This window comes from Gimesia fumaroli (genome assembly GCF_007754425.1).
Taxonomy (GTDB): Bacteria; Planctomycetota; Planctomycetia; order Planctomycetales; family Planctomycetaceae; genus Gimesia; species Gimesia fumaroli.
The window spans coordinates 699,549-715,665 of the sequence record NZ_CP037452.1; the positions used below are offsets into that span (position 1 = coordinate 699,549).

Below are 16,117 nucleotides of genomic sequence, written 5' to 3' on the forward strand. Positions count from 1 at the left end.
TGGCCCCCTGTCTGGCAGGTGGGCTGGTTACTCTTCCTTTCAAATTTCATACTGAGTACATGGAGATATAGTCAAATGGCAAAGATGATTGCCTTCGATCAGGAAGCTCAGGAAGCAATGCGACGCGGTATCAGCAAACTGGCGAAAGCAGTTCGCGTGACCCTGGGCCCTAAAGGTCGTAATGTTATTCTGGAAAAGAGCTTTGGTTCCCCGACTGTTACTAAAGACGGTGTTTCTGTTGCCCGTGAAATCGAATTATCAGATAAGTTCGAAGACATGGGGGCCCGGATGGTTCGTGAAGTGGCCAGCAAAACTTCAGATATTGCCGGCGATGGAACTACAACTGCCACCATTATGGCAGAAGCGATCTACAATGAAGGTCTGAAATCGGTTGTTGCCGGCGTCAGCCCGATCGCAATGAAGCGAGGTATGGATAAAGCCGTCGAAGACATTGTGGAAAAGCTCCAGAAAATGTCGATTGAGTGCAAAAACAAAAAGGCGATTTCTCAGGTTGGAAAAGTGGCATCCAATGGCGACGAAGAAATCGGAAAGATCCTGGCAAATGCGATGGAGCAGGTTGGTAAAGATGGTGTGATTACCGTCGAAGAAGGCCAAAGCCTGCAGACCAGCTTCGAAGTCGTTGAAGGGATGCAGTTTGACCGCGGTTACCTCTCACCTTACTTCGTGACTGATCCTCAGAGCATGTCCTGTGATCTGGAAGATGCTTACGTTCTGGTTCACGAAAAGAAGATTTCCAACATTAAGGACCTGGTTCCTGTACTGGAAAAAGTCGTCAACGCTGGCAAACCGCTGTTGATTATCGCAGAAGATATCGAAGGGGAAGCCCTGTCGACTCTCGTGATCAATAAACTGCGTGGTACGTTCCGCTGCTGTGCTGTGAAGGCACCCGGTTATGGTGATCGTCGTAAAGCGATGCTCCAGGACATTGCCATTATGGTTGGTGGACAGGCAATCTTCGAAGATCTGGGAATTCAGCTTGAAAATCTTCAGCTTTCCGATCTCGGGACGGCTAAGAAAGTTTCGGTGGATAAAGACAACGCCACGATTATTGAAGGTGGTGGTAAAGGGAGTGAAATTAAATCCCGTATCGAACAGATTCGTCGTGAACTGGAAAATTCTACCAGCGATTACGATAAAGAAAAGCTGGAAGAGCGAATTGCAAAACTTTCTGGTGGTGTTGCACAAATTAACGTTGGTGCCGCAACTGAAAGTGAAATGAAAGAAAAGAAAGCACGCGTTGAAGACGCTTTGCACGCCGTTCGTGCTGCTGTTGCGGAAGGAATTCTTCCCGGTGGTGGTGTGGCTTTGCTTCGCTGTTCTGCAGCCTGCAAGCCAACTGGTCTTTCTCAGGAAGAAAAAGTAGGTTACGAGATTATTCTGCGTGCCTGCCGTGCTCCACTGACTTCCATCGCCAACAATGCCGGCGATGACGGCAGTGTCGTTTGCGAAAAGGTCTCTGAGCTTGAAGGCAACATGGGATACAATGCTGCGACTTCAAAGTACGAAGATCTAGTCAAAAGCGGTATCATCGATCCGGCTCGTGTAACACGCTCTGCTCTGCAGAATTCTGCCAGTGTTTCAACATTGCTGCTGACCAGCGATGCCCTGATTGCTGAAAAGGGTAAGGACGATCATGACGACGACCTGCACTAAGGTCACGTGTCGTCACGTTTTCTAATAGATTGAAACGCACCCGGCGGGTTTCCTGTCGGGTGCGTTTTGTTTTGTTCCGAACCTGGCTTGCGTCTCGGTGACAGATGTGCCGTTCAGACTGTCATTATCGGGTGAAAACGTCCTGAAGACACTTTAATAAACCGAGCGAGGGGCTAGAATGTTGGAAGGTGCGCATTGCGGACAGGCACTGATAATAGTAACATTTGCATCATTCGCAGATTCCATCAAATAGAATCTTTACTCCTTCAATTCCAGAAGATTGGTAGAATTTCGTGGCAAGAGAAAAAGTAGTTTTGGCTTACAGTGGCGGCCTGGATACTTCCGTGGCTGTTAAGTGGATCAATGAAAAATATGACATGGACGTGATCACTTATACCTGTGATCTCGGCCAGGGTCGCGATGTGGATGGAATCAAAGATAAAGCGATCAAAACTGGTGCCGTAGAAGCAGTCATCGAAGATACAAAAAACATGTTTGTGGATTTCTTCGTCTGGCCTTCACTGATGGCAGGGACCATGTATGAAGGCAAGTATCCACTGGCGACCGCACTCGGACGTCCTCTGATTGCACACCGCATGGTCGAAGTCGCCAAGGAGCATGGTGCGACAGCCGTGGCCCATGGTTGTACAGGAAAAGGTAACGATCAGGTTCGGTTTGATGTTTCCTTTCAAACCCTGGCACCGCAGCTGAAAATTATTGCTCCCGTGCGTGAATGGAAATGGACTCGAACGGAAGAATTACAGTACGCTAAAGACCATGGCATTGAAGTCGAAGCGACCAAAGAGAGCATCTTCAGTATCGACCAGAATCTGTGGGGACGTTCTGTGGAAGCCGGGGTTCTGGAAGACCCTTGGGTCGCACCTCCGAAAGAAGCTTACAAATGGACGGTTGCCCCGGAAGAGGCTCCCGATCAACCTGTAGAAGTGGTAATTGAATTCGAACAGGGACGTCCCATTGCCGTTGATGGTAAGGAAATGGACGGCGCAGATCTGATTCTGCATTTGAACAAAATTGGCGGAGAAAATGGCGTCGGACGAATCGACCATGTGGAAAACCGTCTGGTAGGGATCAAGAGCCGTGAAATTTATGAAGCCCCGGCTGCTGTGATTCTGCATAACGCACATCGTGAACTGGAATACCTGACGCTCAGCAGGCAGGCACTGCGATTCAAAACATTTATCAGCCAGACCTGTAGTGACATTATTTACGACGGTCTCTGGTATAGCTCTTTCCATCAGGATTTGATGGGATTTGTTGAAAAGAACCAGCGCTTTGTCTCTGGTACGGTGCGTGTCTCTCTGTATAAAGGAAACCACACAGTCACAGGCTTGAAGAGTGAGCACAGTCTCTACAGCCCGGAACTGGCGACGTATGAGGAAGGCGATCAGTTTCCTCATGAGACGGCACTCGGATTCATCCGGATTCATGGACTGGCACAGCAAACGCAGGCACGTCAACAGTTATTGAAAGGGGAGCCCAGTTCTAAACCAACTCGGATTATGCCTCCCAGTCAATCTGATAAATCCTGATGCCGGTAACTTTACCTTCGAATTGATACGGTCGCATGATGGATCAAACGACACAGAAAGGACGGACATTTGTAATCGGAGATATTCACGGTTGCGATGTAGCGTTGGGAACCATTCTCTATCATCTCGAGTTAACTCGGGATGATACTTTTATCTGTCTGGGTGATGCTGTTGACCGCGGCCCAGGTACGAAGCATGTCATTGAAATTTTGCTCGATCTGAAGGCGACCTGCAAGTTTGTGATGATCAAGGGCAATCACGAAGAGATGATGCTTGATGGTCTGAATGGCGGTCATTGGGAGTCGACATGGTTGCAGCATGGCGGCAAGGAAGCCCTCGATTCGTATGGCGGCCGTTACGATCTGATTCCCGAAGAGCATCGCCTTTTTATGGTGACGGCTCTGGATTACTATCAGACGGAGACTGATATTTTTGTGCATGCGACGGCTGTTCCCGGCGTGCCGTTAGAAGATCTGACACCTCAGGAACTGCGCTGGGATCGTCTCAAAGGTGACGAAGAGCCTGATCCGTCCGGACGACGTATCATTTGTGGGCATACAGCCCAGAAATCAGGGAAGCCGCTGGTGTTCGATGGTTGGGTCTGTCTGGATACCGCCGCCTATCGCGGGAACTATTTGACCGCGATTGACGTACATACCAATGAAATGTTCCAGGCAAAGCAGAACGGGAAATATCGCGATGGTAGAACATTGAAACGCTACCAGATGAAGTAGCGTTGTGCTGCAGCGAGTTAGCCTGCTTAGCACCTTAATCGGCCAAGTGCATGACAACCATTTTTTCTTCGCTCATCTCCTGAATTGCATATTTGGGACCTTCTTTACCGGTTCCGCTATGCTTTAAACCACCGTAAGGCATTGCGTCGGCGCGCCACTGGCTGGACCAGTTAATGTGAATGTTTCCGCTGTCGACTTGCCGGGCGAATTTCATGGCACGGTCAATGTCCTGGGTAAAGATGCCGGCAGAAAGTCCGTAGGTCGTATCGTTGGCCATCGCGATTGCTTCATTGACATCATCGAAATAAGATAGTGCGATGGCGGGACCGAAAATTTCATCTTTAACGACCAGCATATCCGGCTTAGTTTCATCCAGAATAGTCGGGGCATAAATGGCGCCCTGCCGCTGGCCGCCACACACTAGTCGGGCGCCCTGACTGACGGCTTCATTGACCCACTCTTCTACTCGGGCCGCATCTGATTCGCGAACCATCGGTCCTATTTTAGTCGTGTCTTCCAGCTGATTGCCGGTTGTTAGATCCTCGACTTTGGACTTCAGAAGATCGACAAAATCCGATTTCACCGCAGAAGAAGTCAGAATGCGTTGTGCCGAAATACAAACCTGACCTGCATTGGCATATCCAGCCATCGTAATGGCAGTCGTGGCTTTTTCGAGGTCGGCATCGTCCATGATCACGACCGGGCTGTTACTGCCCAGTTCCATCGTCACCCGTTTCATACCAGCCATTTCGCAGATCTTGGTCCCCACTTCATAGCTGCCGGTGAAACTGATTTTCCGAATCCGGGTATCGGTGCAGATCGCGCGTCCGATTTCTCCTCCCGGCCCAGTGACGCAGGCAATCGCTTCTGGAGGCAGGCCGGCTTCACGCAGAATCTCCGTGAGTTTTAAAGCCGAGAGTGGCGTATCACTGGCGGGTTTAATCAAAATTGCATTCCCGGCAGCAATCGCGGGCCCGACTTTATGGCAGACCAGATTCAACGGAAAGTTGAACGGAGTAATCGCGGCCACAACCCCACAGGGGACACGGAGTGTGAAACCGACTTTATTCTTACCCCCGGCATTTCCTTCCAGGGGAATCATTTCGCCGGTCATACGACGGGCTTCTTCACCTGACAACCGAATCACTTCGGCACTACGGTTGGTTTCGACCTGGCTCTCTGCGAGAACCTTGCCGACTTCCAGGCTGATGGTACGGGCAAATTCATCTTGACGTTTTAGCAGTAGGTCGGCTGCTTTCTGCAAAATCAGACTGCGATCATAGGGCGTCATCGCTTTCATGATACGGGCGCCCTGTTCCAGCACGGAAACCGCATTGGCGATGTCTTCACCACTGCCCTTGGGAACGGTATCTATGATCGATTGATCAAATGAATTCGTGACGTTGATGGTCTCTTTTGTATCCTGCCATTGGCCAGCACAAAACATTTTCATATTGATTCAAACCTTGTGGGAAATACGTTGCCGACTGAGAATGAAAAAGCAAACAATTTCAGGATAGACGTGTGCAGTGAATCTGACAACCCAGTGAAAGATTCGATTTTCATTTTGAGAGAGTATTAGTGACATAAAGGTCTTTAAGATAGCAGGTTAAGGCGACATTCTGCTGCCAGAAATTGCTCTTGGCATGGTTGGCATGATTTGTTAAAACGCACCACACTTCACAAAGCTATTCACCCTCCCGAATCACTTCTCTCAAGTAATTTGCCACAGCAGACGCATCCTGGCAGTTACGTGCTCTCACGAATTTTTCACTTTCAATCAGGCGGACAGGATCATGGCCAACCTTCGATGTATGGTGGCGTGGATGGTATGCAGTATTTCCATTCTTTTGGGTTCAGGGTGTGAGACCATGCCCGAATGGGATTCAAAAGCGATGTCTGGCTCACATCGTGTTGAAAAAAAGGTTGATACCGCAGAAAAGTACCGGATGCGATTTCAAACAGATCGCGACTCTAAAGCATTAGACTGGATTCTCAAAAACCGCTTGTATTCCGGAATGCCCCGCGCCACCGTTGAGAAAGAACTTGGCGAAGAAGGCGAGTATCAGGAATCTTCCAAATGGCTGAAAGCAACAGGCGGGACGTTTCGGACCACCGATGAAGCTTACAAGTGGGGACCGGATGAAAGCGGCCGCAGTGTGTATCTGATTTTCCGGGATGATGTGCTGGTCAACTTTAATCCGGAAGATTTCGAATTGGACTAGAGGCAGCTCAGTCTGAGTTATTGAACCTGAATCAGATCTTTTTCTCGGTTCAAACGCAGTTGCCCGCAAGCCGCATCAATGTCATCCCCTTTGCGTTTGCGGACGGTTACGTTGACACCTCCCTTGGCAAGTGTCATGAAAAAACGATCCACGTCGGCTGTTGTGGGGCTTTGGTAACCTGTTTCTTCGACTCCGTTTGCAGGTATCAGATTCACATGAGCATTCCGATGTTTTAACAGACCGGCCAATTCGTGTGCATGCGCGGGGCTGTCATTGACGTCTGCCAGCAAGATGTATTCAAAGGTGACGCGTCTGCCGGTAGTGACGTAATAATAGTCCGTAGCATCCATGATTTTCTGGATACCGATTTTATTGTTCGTGGGAACAATCTGATCGCGCAGTTTATCGTTGGGAGCATGCAGGGAAACGGCGAGAATATATGATTTATTGACGTCTGCCAGTTCTCGAATTTTTGCCGGAAGTCCCACCGTCGAGACGGTGATTTTTCGCGCACCAATTCCCATGCCGCCTTTGTGGTTCAGTGTATCCAGTGCGGGAATTAAAGCGGACAGGTTGGCCAACGGTTCTCCAATACCCATGACGACGATATTCGAGATGCGTTCGTCTTCGCCGATCACGCGGTCCAGTCGCAGGATCTGTTCCAGGATTTCTCCCATGGTCAGGTTTCGGGTCAGTCCCAGTAAACCGCTGGCACAGAAAACACAGCCCATGGCACAGCCGACCTGCGTACTGATACAGACGGTATTTCGCTTGGGCTCGCGCATCAGCACGCATTCCACGTGATGGCCGTCGTGAAGTTCCAGCAGCAGTTTTTCTGTGCGATCCTGCGAGGTTTGATGTTTGACGATGGTGGTCGAAAACAGTCGAAAGTTCTCTTTTAGCAGATCGCGAAACTTCTTGGAAATATCGTGCATCGCATCAAAATCGTTGACGCGTTTGGTGAAGATCCAGCGTCGAATCTGGTCTGCGCGATAAGAGGAAGAGTCGTGCTCAATGCACCACTGGGCAAGCTGATCGCGGGTCAGATCAGTAATTAATGGAAGTGAACAGGCTTCTATTGAGGAAGGCTGTGTGGCATCATTTTCGGAGGACAGCATATTTTCTGACTCAAGCAAGAGTGTTCGCAGTCGCTTCAGGTTGCTGCAAACAGGTTACGGAAATCATTCCGATTGCGGAAAACAGCCCGGAAACTTAGATAGGGGCTGAGGAATCTGTACAAGTATCATACCGGGCTACCGTGCCGAAGACCACTATTTCTCGCCGCTGTTTTTCAATTCCAGCGCAGGCAGCCACTATAAAACGAGGTTACGATACATTAGTTATCTTCTGGCGGTGCCGGGAAGCTCACGACAGTCCCTTTTTTCTTCTTGCTCCCTTTCTTTTTGTCCGCCCCGTCTTCGAGATCAAACGAAAGGGCGGGGATCGGAGCGGGGATCAGAGGAGGAGAATTGGGGATCGTCAGCTCAGGGGCTTCCAGAGTGGGAAGTTTCGGGGTCGTTTGCGCCTGCAGTGGTTGTTCTTTGATGGGGCTCTGCGGAAGCTGTTTTCCCTGCGACATTCGAGGTGTGTCCGGTGTGACTGTTGGTTTTTGACGGACAATCCGACGACCATTGTCTTCAATGGCATTGCGGTGAAAGGCAATGGTTTGTCCTTGAATTTCAGCGCCAACAATTTTGTAATGTTGCCCGGGAGGGGCTTTAAGAGCACTAATAAGACTATTCCCCTCCAGGGAAGCACGGTCTTGTGGTGCCGTGGCCAGCTTCAGTTCCAGGCTGGAACCATCCGGGTATTTCAGTCGCAGTTTCGGTTGAGAGGCCAATTGGTTCGAAGTTCCAAATGGATTTCCAAATTCGGCGACGCGTTCAAACCGTGCACGAATCTCATTTTTGCCGGATGCCAGTCGCGGTCGGGAATATGTTTTATTTGCCATGACCAACTCTGCTTGCGACATATGCAAATGCCAGTTACCCGTAGAGGCGATGACGATGTCGTCCGCTCCAAAATGGAGCTGTTTGTAAACATAGAGTGAAGACTCAATTTGAGCCGTCGCGATCGGGGGTGTTCGTTCTGCTCCCAGGAACATGGCACACTGAATGAGTGTCGGCACGGGGACCGATTTTACAATCTTTGACTGGTTCAATTGGGCCATCATTTTTTGTTTATTATTGGTGGCATAATACAGTGAGAGTAAAGCAACCGAACTCTGATTCGTTTCAAGATCCACATCGAGATTGCGGAGAATGGCTTCTTCTGCTTCCTCGTGTTGTTGGTACTTTTGCAAGATCCTTGAACAGAGGAGGTTGGCTTCCCAGACATCACTGGAATAGGTTTGTGATTTCAGAGCCATTTGTGCGGCACCGGGTTGTCCGAGGTAGTCACGAATGCCGGCCAGATTTGCTGTGCCAGAAGCCAGCATATCATCGCGGCGAAAATAGCCTTCGCCGCGGTTTGCCAGCTCAGTATAGGTATGTGAGGCGGCGAAGAGCTGTCCCTGTGCCTGTTGGGTCCGGGCGACGTAATACCAGTAGGGCGGGTAATGACTCATAAAGCGTTCCAGACGCTTTAAAATCCGTAAACGAATACGGGGATTGGGTTCTTTCATTGCTTCGTCAAGCGATTCCAGATCGTCGTCACGAATCAACCAGTCATCGGGGATATTTTTTTCTTGTGCCAGCTTCCAGAATGTATCCAGAAACAGCGTTGATTTGGAAATCACTGTTTCCATGCGCTTCTTGTCGACTTTCCAGAGGTCAAGATCTTTTTGTGCTTCTACATTTCGATAATCCCACCAGCTGTTAGCACCGGTTCGGATGGCGTTCCCAAACTGGAAGGTGAGGACATCGGTTGTCAGCGCAAGCGCATTGGTGGCTAACTTTTGACGTGAATGGTAATTGTGTTTGTTTTTGAAGTATTCTCGTTCCTGCTCAGCGATCTCGACCTGACCGATTTCATCGAGAACCGATGAATAGAGTTTAATAACCTTTTCATCTCCCACGCCGTTCAGATTCAGATTATTCAAAATCTTCTCACGCTCTTCGAACATCACTTCCTTAGAGCCGGATTTTTTGATGCGGTAGAATGAGGCGCGGCAGTAGTTCAGCGCAATGGCTGTTTTGCCTGCAGTAGGGTCAGGTTGTTTCTTGATTTCTTCAGCAGGCAGCAGGCTCAGAGTTGACGCGCTGAGGATCAAGATAACCAGGAATCGAACTGTTGGGTTTTGAAAAAGAGTCGGCATATGATCTCCTTAACTGCCGATCAGTGTCAATATTATGGCAGGAGTTTGGATTTGGTCGTGGATGCTTTGCACATCAATGCAGGAAATTAATTTCATTACCCTAAATCTACACGACGAATCAGCCCCGTGTGGGGACTACCTGAGTTTTTGCACGATTTTCAGGGGGAGAAAGCCTGTAGGGGGCCGGTTGGGTAAAGCGGGGTGACTTTTGTGCGTTTTTTGTCTGAGGGGGGGCGGAAAAATAGGACCATGGGCAATAAAAAATCCCCCTGATTCGTGGAAGAATCAGAGGGATGATTGTTTGTATCAGTTCATTTTGACTGATTAAGCTGCTTTCGAAGCGGGGGGAGTTTCTGAGTAGAGTGTCGGAAATTGCGTAGAGGAAAGACGTCCCAGGCTTTCTGCGATTCTTCGTACAACCGTTTCCTGTTGGAATTCATTCAATTCCGAGAAGATCGGCAGAGCCAGACACTCGCTGGTAACGAGTTCTGTTTCCGGCAGATCTCCCTCCTGATAGCCCAGGTATTGGAAGCATTGCTGCATGTGTAATGGACGAGGGTAGTAGATGGCACAGCCGGTATGTTTTTCTCTCAGGTCCTGGAGAACCTGATCCCGCTGTCCGCCTTTGACTCGAATACTATATTGATTGTAAACGTGTCGCCGATCGGGGAGAACCGTTGGTGGTTCGATGCAATCGAGCAGTTGGTAATGACGGAACAAGGCATTGTAACGACGTGCGTTTTCTTGACGCTCTGCGGTCCACTGATCCAGGTGTCGCAGTTTGACTCGCAGCACAGCCGCCTGTAGTGCATCCAGTCGGCTGTTGATGCCGATTTCCGCATGCTGGTATCCGCCCAGGTCTCCATGAACGCGTAAGCGTCTGATGCGTGTGGCTAGATCGGGATCGTCGGTTGTGACGAGCCCGCCATCCCCGGCACCTCCCAGGTTTTTCGTGGGGAAAAAGCTGAAGCAGCCAATGGTTCCTAAAACACCGGCGCGTCGCCCGCGATATTCGGCACCGATGGCTTGAGCAGCGTCTTCAATGACCGGAATGCCATTGCGAACCGCATTGCGCCAGATGGGTTCCATATCTGCACATTGGCCGAAGATATGGACCGGCATGATGGCTTTAGTGCGTTCCGTAATTTTGTCTTCAATAGAATTGGGACACAGGTTGAAGCTGACAGGATCAATATCAGCAAAGACCGGCGTGGCACCAACCCGTGCGATGGAACTTCCCGTCGCAAAGAAAGTAAACGGGCTGGTAATCACTTCATCACCAGGTCCGATTTCCAATGCCATTAATGCCAGCACCAGTGCATCCGTACCGGATGCGACTCCGATGGCATTACGGGAATCGCAATATTCGGCGATATCGCATTCAAATTCTGCAACTTCGTCACCCAGGACAAATGCCTGATCATCAAATACTTTCAGGACTGCCTCCTGAACTTCGTCTTTAATTCTCTGGTATTGGGCAACAAGATTGATGAAGGGGACTGGGGTGGGGGTCTCGTTTGTCATTCAGCGACTCCATTCGCTATGGGAATCCGGGGAGTTCCGTGCTCAAGAACAGGTAAGGTTGGTAGTATTGAGAGATTTGGTACACCTTAATTTCAAATAAGATGTGCCTGTTCCGGTCACTTTGATTAATCCCCATCCTGGGTTTCACCGAAGTGATTCGAAATTTCGTGCGTAGATTATGTCGAGAACCAATTCCTGTCAATATGTGTCGTTCTGAAAAGTCAAGACTCCTGAATGTTCGTTTCAGGAAGTGGACGGGCAAAGAGCGTAAGGCCTTATTTTACAAACAGCAAATGATTGTCCTGGGGATTGCCGATAGTAGTAGCATTGGCCGGTTTCAGACAGCTTTTGTAGTCTTGACACCTGTTTTTACGCCTTTTACGATGAAGCATCAGTTCCAACTGGAACCGCATTCCAAAATCGACTATATACGTAATTAATGGCTTGGCAGGTTTGGTTTCGCTTGAGAAGCGCAAGTCTGACAGGTAGTTTTTTCATACTTGAAGTCTATACTCAATGAAACGGCTTCTCGCAGTTTCACAGAATTTTTAGAGCAAACGTCCAGAAAGGAAAACTCATGGCACACGTGGTTACAGAGGCTTGCTTCAATTGCAAATATACGGATTGTGTCGTGGTTTGCCCCGTAGAATGCTTCTACGAAGGGGAATCAATGGTATATATCAATCCCGATGAGTGCATCGACTGCGAAGCATGCGTGCCTGAATGTCCCGTCGAAGCGATTTTTCATGAGGACAATGTTCCGGAAAAATGGCAGGAATATACCCAGATCAACGCCGACAAATCACAGGAACTGCCCGTGATTACAGAGAAGAAAGATCCTTTGGCAGACTGCTAAACACCTTCTGACACGAATGGCACTGCCTGTTGTAGCGTAACAGTTTGCGTTCATACGATTGCCTTCCGTTGTTGATGGTAATGGTATCTTGGTTGCTTCAGCAAAGCCAGCACTTTGGTGCGGCGTTTATTGGCTCTGGGTTCTGTTCGACCAGTGCGATGCCCCACACGTTCGCTGCTGGGGACCTGTTGTCCGAGTGCAACCAACTCATCCGTGAGCTTCGTGACGGCTCCCAACAACCAACTGGCAGCCAGCATCTGTTGCGTGGTGGCAAACGAGAGGGAACGCGGATCACGGTCTGTTGAGAGACTGCTTTGCAGCATTTTTAACCGAATCAGATTATACGCCAGCAGGCACGACCAGAGTTCGGTGAGCACCATGTCCGGAGACTTCGCACGCAGAATATCCATCCCCAGCGAACACTTGATGCTGCGAATATCCAGTTCGATCAGCCAGCGGCTTTGATACATGGCGGCGATCCAGCGCGCCGGGGATGCTTTCCGATCTGTGATGCTGGTGGCAATCGTAAACGTTTTGGCGCGATACCCCGGCTGATTGGTCTGCACATCGACCAGACGCAGAGTGAGCGTCAGCGGTTGTTGCCAGAATTCCTGACGGGGCATCCAGTCAGGACGTTGCAATGGTCGTGACCAGGTCACCAGTCGCTCCCGTTTGCTCAGCCGCCGTGCGTTCTGGGGATGATCGTCACGCAGGTGATGATTCTTCATCAAAACCTGCACGCCCCGCGCACGGCACGCACTCACCAGCCAGTACGTGCAGTAATACGAGTCTGCCACCAGGGTATCTCCCGGTCGGAGTGCATCCAGCATTTGCCAGAACAGGGCCGTTTCGCCACTGCCTTTTCCGCTGTAAGGCCCGCTCACTAGATCCACCAGCAGTCCGGTTGTCATCGAGATCAGAGAAACGCAGCGTAGAACGGGGAACCCGAGCCCCGGTTTCTGAGTCGGGTTCTGTGGATAGGCACGCTGATTCTTGGGAGTATCGGCGGCCGTGAGGGTGAAGCCATCAACCAGCAGAATGCGACCGCCGGTGCTCCGTGATTTCATATCAGCGATGCTGGAAGGACTGAGGCGTGCCGCCGACTGCTCTCTGGTCTGGACACGATTCTGATCACAGGCCGCTTCCGCATCAGCGGCAATTTGTTGGACAATGTCTCGAATGACGATAAACGGGATTTTGAGTCGCGCACGACAATAAGCACTGGTATTCGTACTGCAAACCCGTCGGCCCAGCGCGGCACACAGGTTGGCAACACGGATCACGGCCGCTTTACAGCTGCGTTGCTCGCCGGAAAAGAAGACCTGAGAAATTAAGGCCCAGAGCGTGATTGCGGGAGAGTAAACGTCATCCTCGCCGGAACCAAAATTGATTTCGTGTTCATCAAAGACCTGCTGCCAGCGCTGATCGTTGATTACATCAGATAGCGGAAGCGAAGCATTTTGCATCATCGAACGTTTGAAAAGAGAAAATGATGCTGCATTCGAATGGGAAGCTGATATAAATGGCATAGAACCTTCCTTGGTCAAATGTTTTACCCACACCAACCCAAGGAAGGTCTTGCCAGAACGCAGCATAATGCCAGGAAAGGTTTTGCCAAACACAATTTCCAGCGAACTGGCAAAAAATCAGAAAATTAAACTCGTGACTGCGTCACGCCGAAAGCGTTGCGCAAACACAAACTCAAAAAACAGCGGCAGTGCCATTCCCTTCTGACACTTTTTTGGGCTTGTTTCTCTAATAAAAAATAGAAGTAGCCCCAGTCTCTGATAGAGATTGGGGCTACTTTGATTAATCGATGACATTGAGTCGCTGTCCCAATTCACGTAAGACTTCAATATCGGTGTCGGGTCTGGTGGGGCTTTGGGGATGTGTCAAATTTGTTTTGGTCCAGCCTCTCAGGTGCAGAAACTGAGCGGCCGAGTGTTTGTAAGCCGGGGACGGGCTGCGAAACGTGAAGTATCCCAGATACTGTAGTTGATCGTTCAATTCATAAAATGCAGGGTCGCCAGCCGCCCAGTAGGCGTCCCGTTTGGCAAACAGGTCGGGAGCAAATGTGCTTAGTCCCAGTAAGTAGTCACTACCGTATTGCACCATATCGATGCCGAAGTCATTGCCTGTGAAAACTTTGAAATCAGGTCGTTTCTGATCTCGCAACTGCAGCCGTTCCCACTCTGGTTCCCGATGGAAGGACGAGTGTTTAGCGCCGATACATTGCGGAATTTCCATCAGGGCGGCATAGGTGTCCAAATCGTAGACTGATCCGAAGGGAGCCAGGTCTTTCGTTAGTTCAAACCCAATAAAACGGTCCGAATTGGCGGCAATTGTCTGATAGGATTTAATAATCTCTGCGGGTGACTGTTCAACCAGACCGAATGACTGGAAGATGACCGGGGTCCCGCCATGCTCCTGGATCAGATCAATCTTTCTCTGATAACCGTCGGCATCAAAGCTGGCTCCCGGTTGATCGCTGACAAAAGCACCTGCCACAAAAGATCCGCCGTTCAGCGTCTGTTGTGCGATTTTCAGGACCTCGATAAAAGTTGGTTCGTCAATCAGATTCACATAACCCGTGTCCATATTGACGGCGGGAGTGATTCCCACTTCTGCGGTGCGGGCGATGTGGGCACTTAATGAATCTCGATCGATTTCCCCGGATTCCAGATAGGGGAGCAAAACGGCTGAAATTCCCGTCAATTTACGGCGTGGTTTGATCATGCTGACGGGATCATAGGCTGCTTCTGGCATTTGGGTGGTCCTTGCTATATATTTGAAGTTTAAAGCTGGATTCAATTGTGTTCCATCGACCATCAGGATACCAGATTCGCGCACAATCTTGGAGGCATTCATGAGTTTTCGACAGAGAGTTTCTTTTGCTTTGTTTTTGATGCTGTGTTGCTTTGGATTCCACCTCGGAATCGTCGAGGCCGCCGATCAGCAGCAAAAACCGAATGTGCTGTTTTTATTTACGGATGATCAACGTGCCGACACCATTCATGCGTTGGGGAACTCACTGATCCAGACGCCGAACCTGGATCAACTCGTGCGGAATGGGTTTGTGTTTAACAATGCTTACTGTTTGGGAAGTAACTCCGGTGCCGTTTGTGTCTGCAGCCGGAACATGCTACTCAGCGGACGAACCTATTTCCGCTGGACGGGCCGTTACGCTTCGGCAAAGAAACCGAATTTTCCAGACTCCATGAAGCAAGCCGGGTATTACACCTACCATCATGGTAAAAAAGGGAACACAGCGATGGAGATCCATAAGCGGTTCGATCAGTCCCAATATCTGAATGATCAACAGGCACGTTTACTGGGCCAGCCCGGAAAAGAAATCGTCGATAATGCAATTCAGTTTTTGAGAACAAAAGAAGACAAACCCTTCTTTATGTATCTGGCGTTTGCCTGCCCGCATGACCCTCGGGTGGCGGATCAGGAATATATGGATCTGTATCAGCGCAACCAGATTCCCTTACCAGAAAATTATCTGCCTTTGCATCCCTTCAATAATGGAGAACAGGTCGTACGTGATGAATTACTGGCCGGGTTCCCGCGTAGCAAAGCCGAAGTGAAAAAGCACCTGCATGATTACTATGCCGACATCACGGGCCTGGATGGCCATATTGGTCGATTGCTGAACGCGCTCAAAGAGAGTGGCGAATATGAGAATACCGTGATTATTTTTTCATCGGATCATGGTCTCGCTGTTGGCAGTCATGGATTGATGGGGAAACAAAGCCTTTACGAACATAGTATGAAATCGCCCCTCATCTTCAGTGGCCCGGGGATTCCCCACGGCCAGAGCGATGCGCTCGTCTATCTGTATGATATCTTTCCGACTGTCTGTGAAATGGTGGGAACTGAGGTCCCGCAAGGACTGGATGCAGCAAGCATGTGGCCTGTGATCAGCGGCAAGAAACCAGAAATTCGTGAGACCCTGTTTACGGCTTACAAAGACGTACAGCGTTCGGTTCGCGATGACAGATGGAAGCTGATTACCTATCCGCAGATCAATCAGTCACAACTGTTTGACTTGGAGAATGACCCTGCGGAAACGAAGGATCTGTTTGGGCAGTCGGCCTGTCAGAGTCATTCAGACCGCTTGCTGGCGTCGATGAAAGACTGGCAGAAAAAAGTCGGCGACACAAGCCCGCTTGCATCGGATACGCCTCAGGACGCGACCTTTAAAGCGCCAACGCCTGAAGAACTGAAACAATTGAATCAGCGTTGGAAGCCCAAAAAGAAGAAAACCAAGAAGAAGTCATCCTAAGAGAGATTAA

General features: G+C 49.8%; 12 protein-coding genes. 6 read left to right on the top strand and 6 right to left on the bottom strand.

Annotated elements, in window-relative coordinates:
* The first annotated feature begins 75 nt into the window (after nucleotides 1-75).
* The 3 genes from groL (at nucleotide 76) to Enr17x_RS02755 (ending at nucleotide 3,958) form a co-directional block, all read left to right on the top strand.
* Nucleotides 76-1,674, top strand: coding sequence for a chaperonin GroEL (gene groL / locus Enr17x_RS02745; protein ID WP_145305700.1), 1,599 nt, complete (start codon nucleotides 76-78; stop codon nucleotides 1,672-1,674).
* A 293-nt stretch (nucleotides 1,675-1,967) separates the two neighbouring features.
* Entirely contained in the window at nucleotides 1,968-3,224 is a 1,257-nt protein-coding gene (locus Enr17x_RS02750; protein WP_145305701.1) for an argininosuccinate synthase, read from the top strand.
* Nucleotides 3,225-3,259: 35 nt separating this feature from the next.
* Entirely contained in the window at nucleotides 3,260-3,958 is a 699-nt protein-coding gene (locus Enr17x_RS02755; protein ID WP_145305702.1) for a metallophosphoesterase family protein, read from the top strand.
* 34 nt (nucleotides 3,959-3,992) lie between these two features.
* Here Enr17x_RS02755 and Enr17x_RS02760 read toward each other — a convergent pair whose 3' ends face one another.
* Nucleotides 3,993-5,411, bottom strand: coding sequence for an aldehyde dehydrogenase family protein (locus tag Enr17x_RS02760; protein ID WP_145305703.1), 1,419 nt, complete (start codon nucleotides 5,409-5,411; stop codon nucleotides 3,993-3,995).
* 418 nt (nucleotides 5,412-5,829) lie between these two features.
* Here Enr17x_RS02760 and Enr17x_RS02765 point away from each other — a divergent pair, with 418 nt between their 5' ends.
* Complete coding sequence (locus Enr17x_RS02765; RefSeq protein ID WP_145305704.1) at nucleotides 5,830-6,183, top strand: hypothetical protein; 354 nt, start codon at nucleotides 5,830-5,832, stop codon at nucleotides 6,181-6,183.
* Nucleotides 6,184-6,200: 17 nt separating this feature from the next.
* Here Enr17x_RS02765 and rlmN read toward each other — a convergent pair whose 3' ends face one another.
* From rlmN to Enr17x_RS02780, 3 genes are all read right to left on the bottom strand, one after another.
* Nucleotides 6,201-7,301 (bottom strand): 23S rRNA (adenine(2503)-C(2))-methyltransferase RlmN, encoded by a 1,101-nt coding sequence (gene rlmN / locus Enr17x_RS02770; protein ID WP_145305705.1) that lies wholly within the window; start codon nucleotides 7,299-7,301, stop codon nucleotides 6,201-6,203.
* A gap of 218 nt (nucleotides 7,302-7,519) precedes the next feature.
* On the bottom strand, nucleotides 7,520-9,439 hold the full coding sequence (locus Enr17x_RS02775; protein WP_145305706.1) for a hypothetical protein: 1,920 nt from the start codon (nucleotides 9,437-9,439) through the stop codon (nucleotides 7,520-7,522).
* Nucleotides 9,440-9,763: 324 nt separating this feature from the next.
* On the bottom strand, nucleotides 9,764-10,963 hold the full coding sequence (locus Enr17x_RS02780) for a DegT/DnrJ/EryC1/StrS family aminotransferase (RefSeq protein ID WP_145305707.1): 1,200 nt from the start codon (nucleotides 10,961-10,963) through the stop codon (nucleotides 9,764-9,766).
* A 577-nt stretch (nucleotides 10,964-11,540) separates the two neighbouring features.
* Here Enr17x_RS02780 and Enr17x_RS02785 point away from each other — a divergent pair.
* Nucleotides 11,541-11,819 (top strand): ferredoxin family protein, encoded by a 279-nt coding sequence (locus tag Enr17x_RS02785; RefSeq protein ID WP_145305708.1) that lies wholly within the window; start codon nucleotides 11,541-11,543, stop codon nucleotides 11,817-11,819.
* A gap of 50 nt (nucleotides 11,820-11,869) precedes the next feature.
* On the opposite strand, the gene Enr17x_RS02790 is transcribed toward Enr17x_RS02785, so the two are convergent.
* Both Enr17x_RS02790 and Enr17x_RS02795 read right to left on the bottom strand, forming a co-directional pair.
* Nucleotides 11,870-13,348: an IS4 family transposase gene (locus Enr17x_RS02790; protein WP_145305709.1), complete on the bottom strand. Its 1,479-nt coding sequence runs from the start codon at nucleotides 13,346-13,348 to the stop codon at nucleotides 11,870-11,872.
* A gap of 280 nt (nucleotides 13,349-13,628) precedes the next feature.
* Entirely contained in the window at nucleotides 13,629-14,585 is a 957-nt protein-coding gene (locus Enr17x_RS02795; protein WP_145305710.1) for a dihydrodipicolinate synthase family protein, read from the bottom strand.
* A 100-nt stretch (nucleotides 14,586-14,685) separates the two neighbouring features.
* Here Enr17x_RS02795 and Enr17x_RS02800 point away from each other — a divergent pair, with 100 nt between their 5' ends.
* Nucleotides 14,686-16,107 carry a sulfatase-like hydrolase/transferase gene (locus Enr17x_RS02800; protein WP_145305711.1) on the top strand — a complete coding sequence of 474 codons (1,422 nt, stop codon included), beginning with the start codon at nucleotides 14,686-14,688 and terminating at the stop codon, nucleotides 16,105-16,107.
* The last annotated feature ends 10 nt before the right edge of the window (nucleotides 16,108-16,117 follow it).

Coding starts and splice junctions, on each gene's coding strand:
- groL (WP_145305700.1), top strand. CDS start 76: ATGGCAAAGATGATTGCCTTCGATCAGGAAGCTCAGGAAGCAATGCGA.
- Enr17x_RS02755 (WP_145305702.1), top strand. CDS start 3,260: ATGATGGATCAAACGACACAGAAAGGACGGACATTTGTAATCGGAGAT.
- Enr17x_RS02760 (WP_145305703.1), bottom strand. CDS start 5,411: ATGAAAATGTTTTGTGCTGGCCAATGGCAGGATACAAAAGAGACCATC.
- Enr17x_RS02765 (WP_145305704.1), top strand. CDS start 5,830: ATGCCCGAATGGGATTCAAAAGCGATGTCTGGCTCACATCGTGTTGAA.
- rlmN (WP_145305705.1), bottom strand. CDS start 7,301: ATGCTGTCCTCCGAAAATGATGCCACACAGCCTTCCTCAATAGAAGCC.
- Enr17x_RS02775 (WP_145305706.1), bottom strand. CDS start 9,439: ATGCCGACTCTTTTTCAAAACCCAACAGTTCGATTCCTGGTTATCTTG.
- Enr17x_RS02780 (WP_145305707.1), bottom strand. CDS start 10,963: ATGACAAACGAGACCCCCACCCCAGTCCCCTTCATCAATCTTGTTGCC.
- Enr17x_RS02785 (WP_145305708.1), top strand. CDS start 11,541: ATGGCACACGTGGTTACAGAGGCTTGCTTCAATTGCAAATATACGGAT.
- Enr17x_RS02790 (WP_145305709.1), bottom strand. CDS start 13,348: ATGCCATTTATATCAGCTTCCCATTCGAATGCAGCATCATTTTCTCTT.
- Enr17x_RS02795 (WP_145305710.1), bottom strand. CDS start 14,585: ATGCCAGAAGCAGCCTATGATCCCGTCAGCATGATCAAACCACGCCGT.
- Enr17x_RS02800 (WP_145305711.1), top strand. CDS start 14,686: ATGAGTTTTCGACAGAGAGTTTCTTTTGCTTTGTTTTTGATGCTGTGT.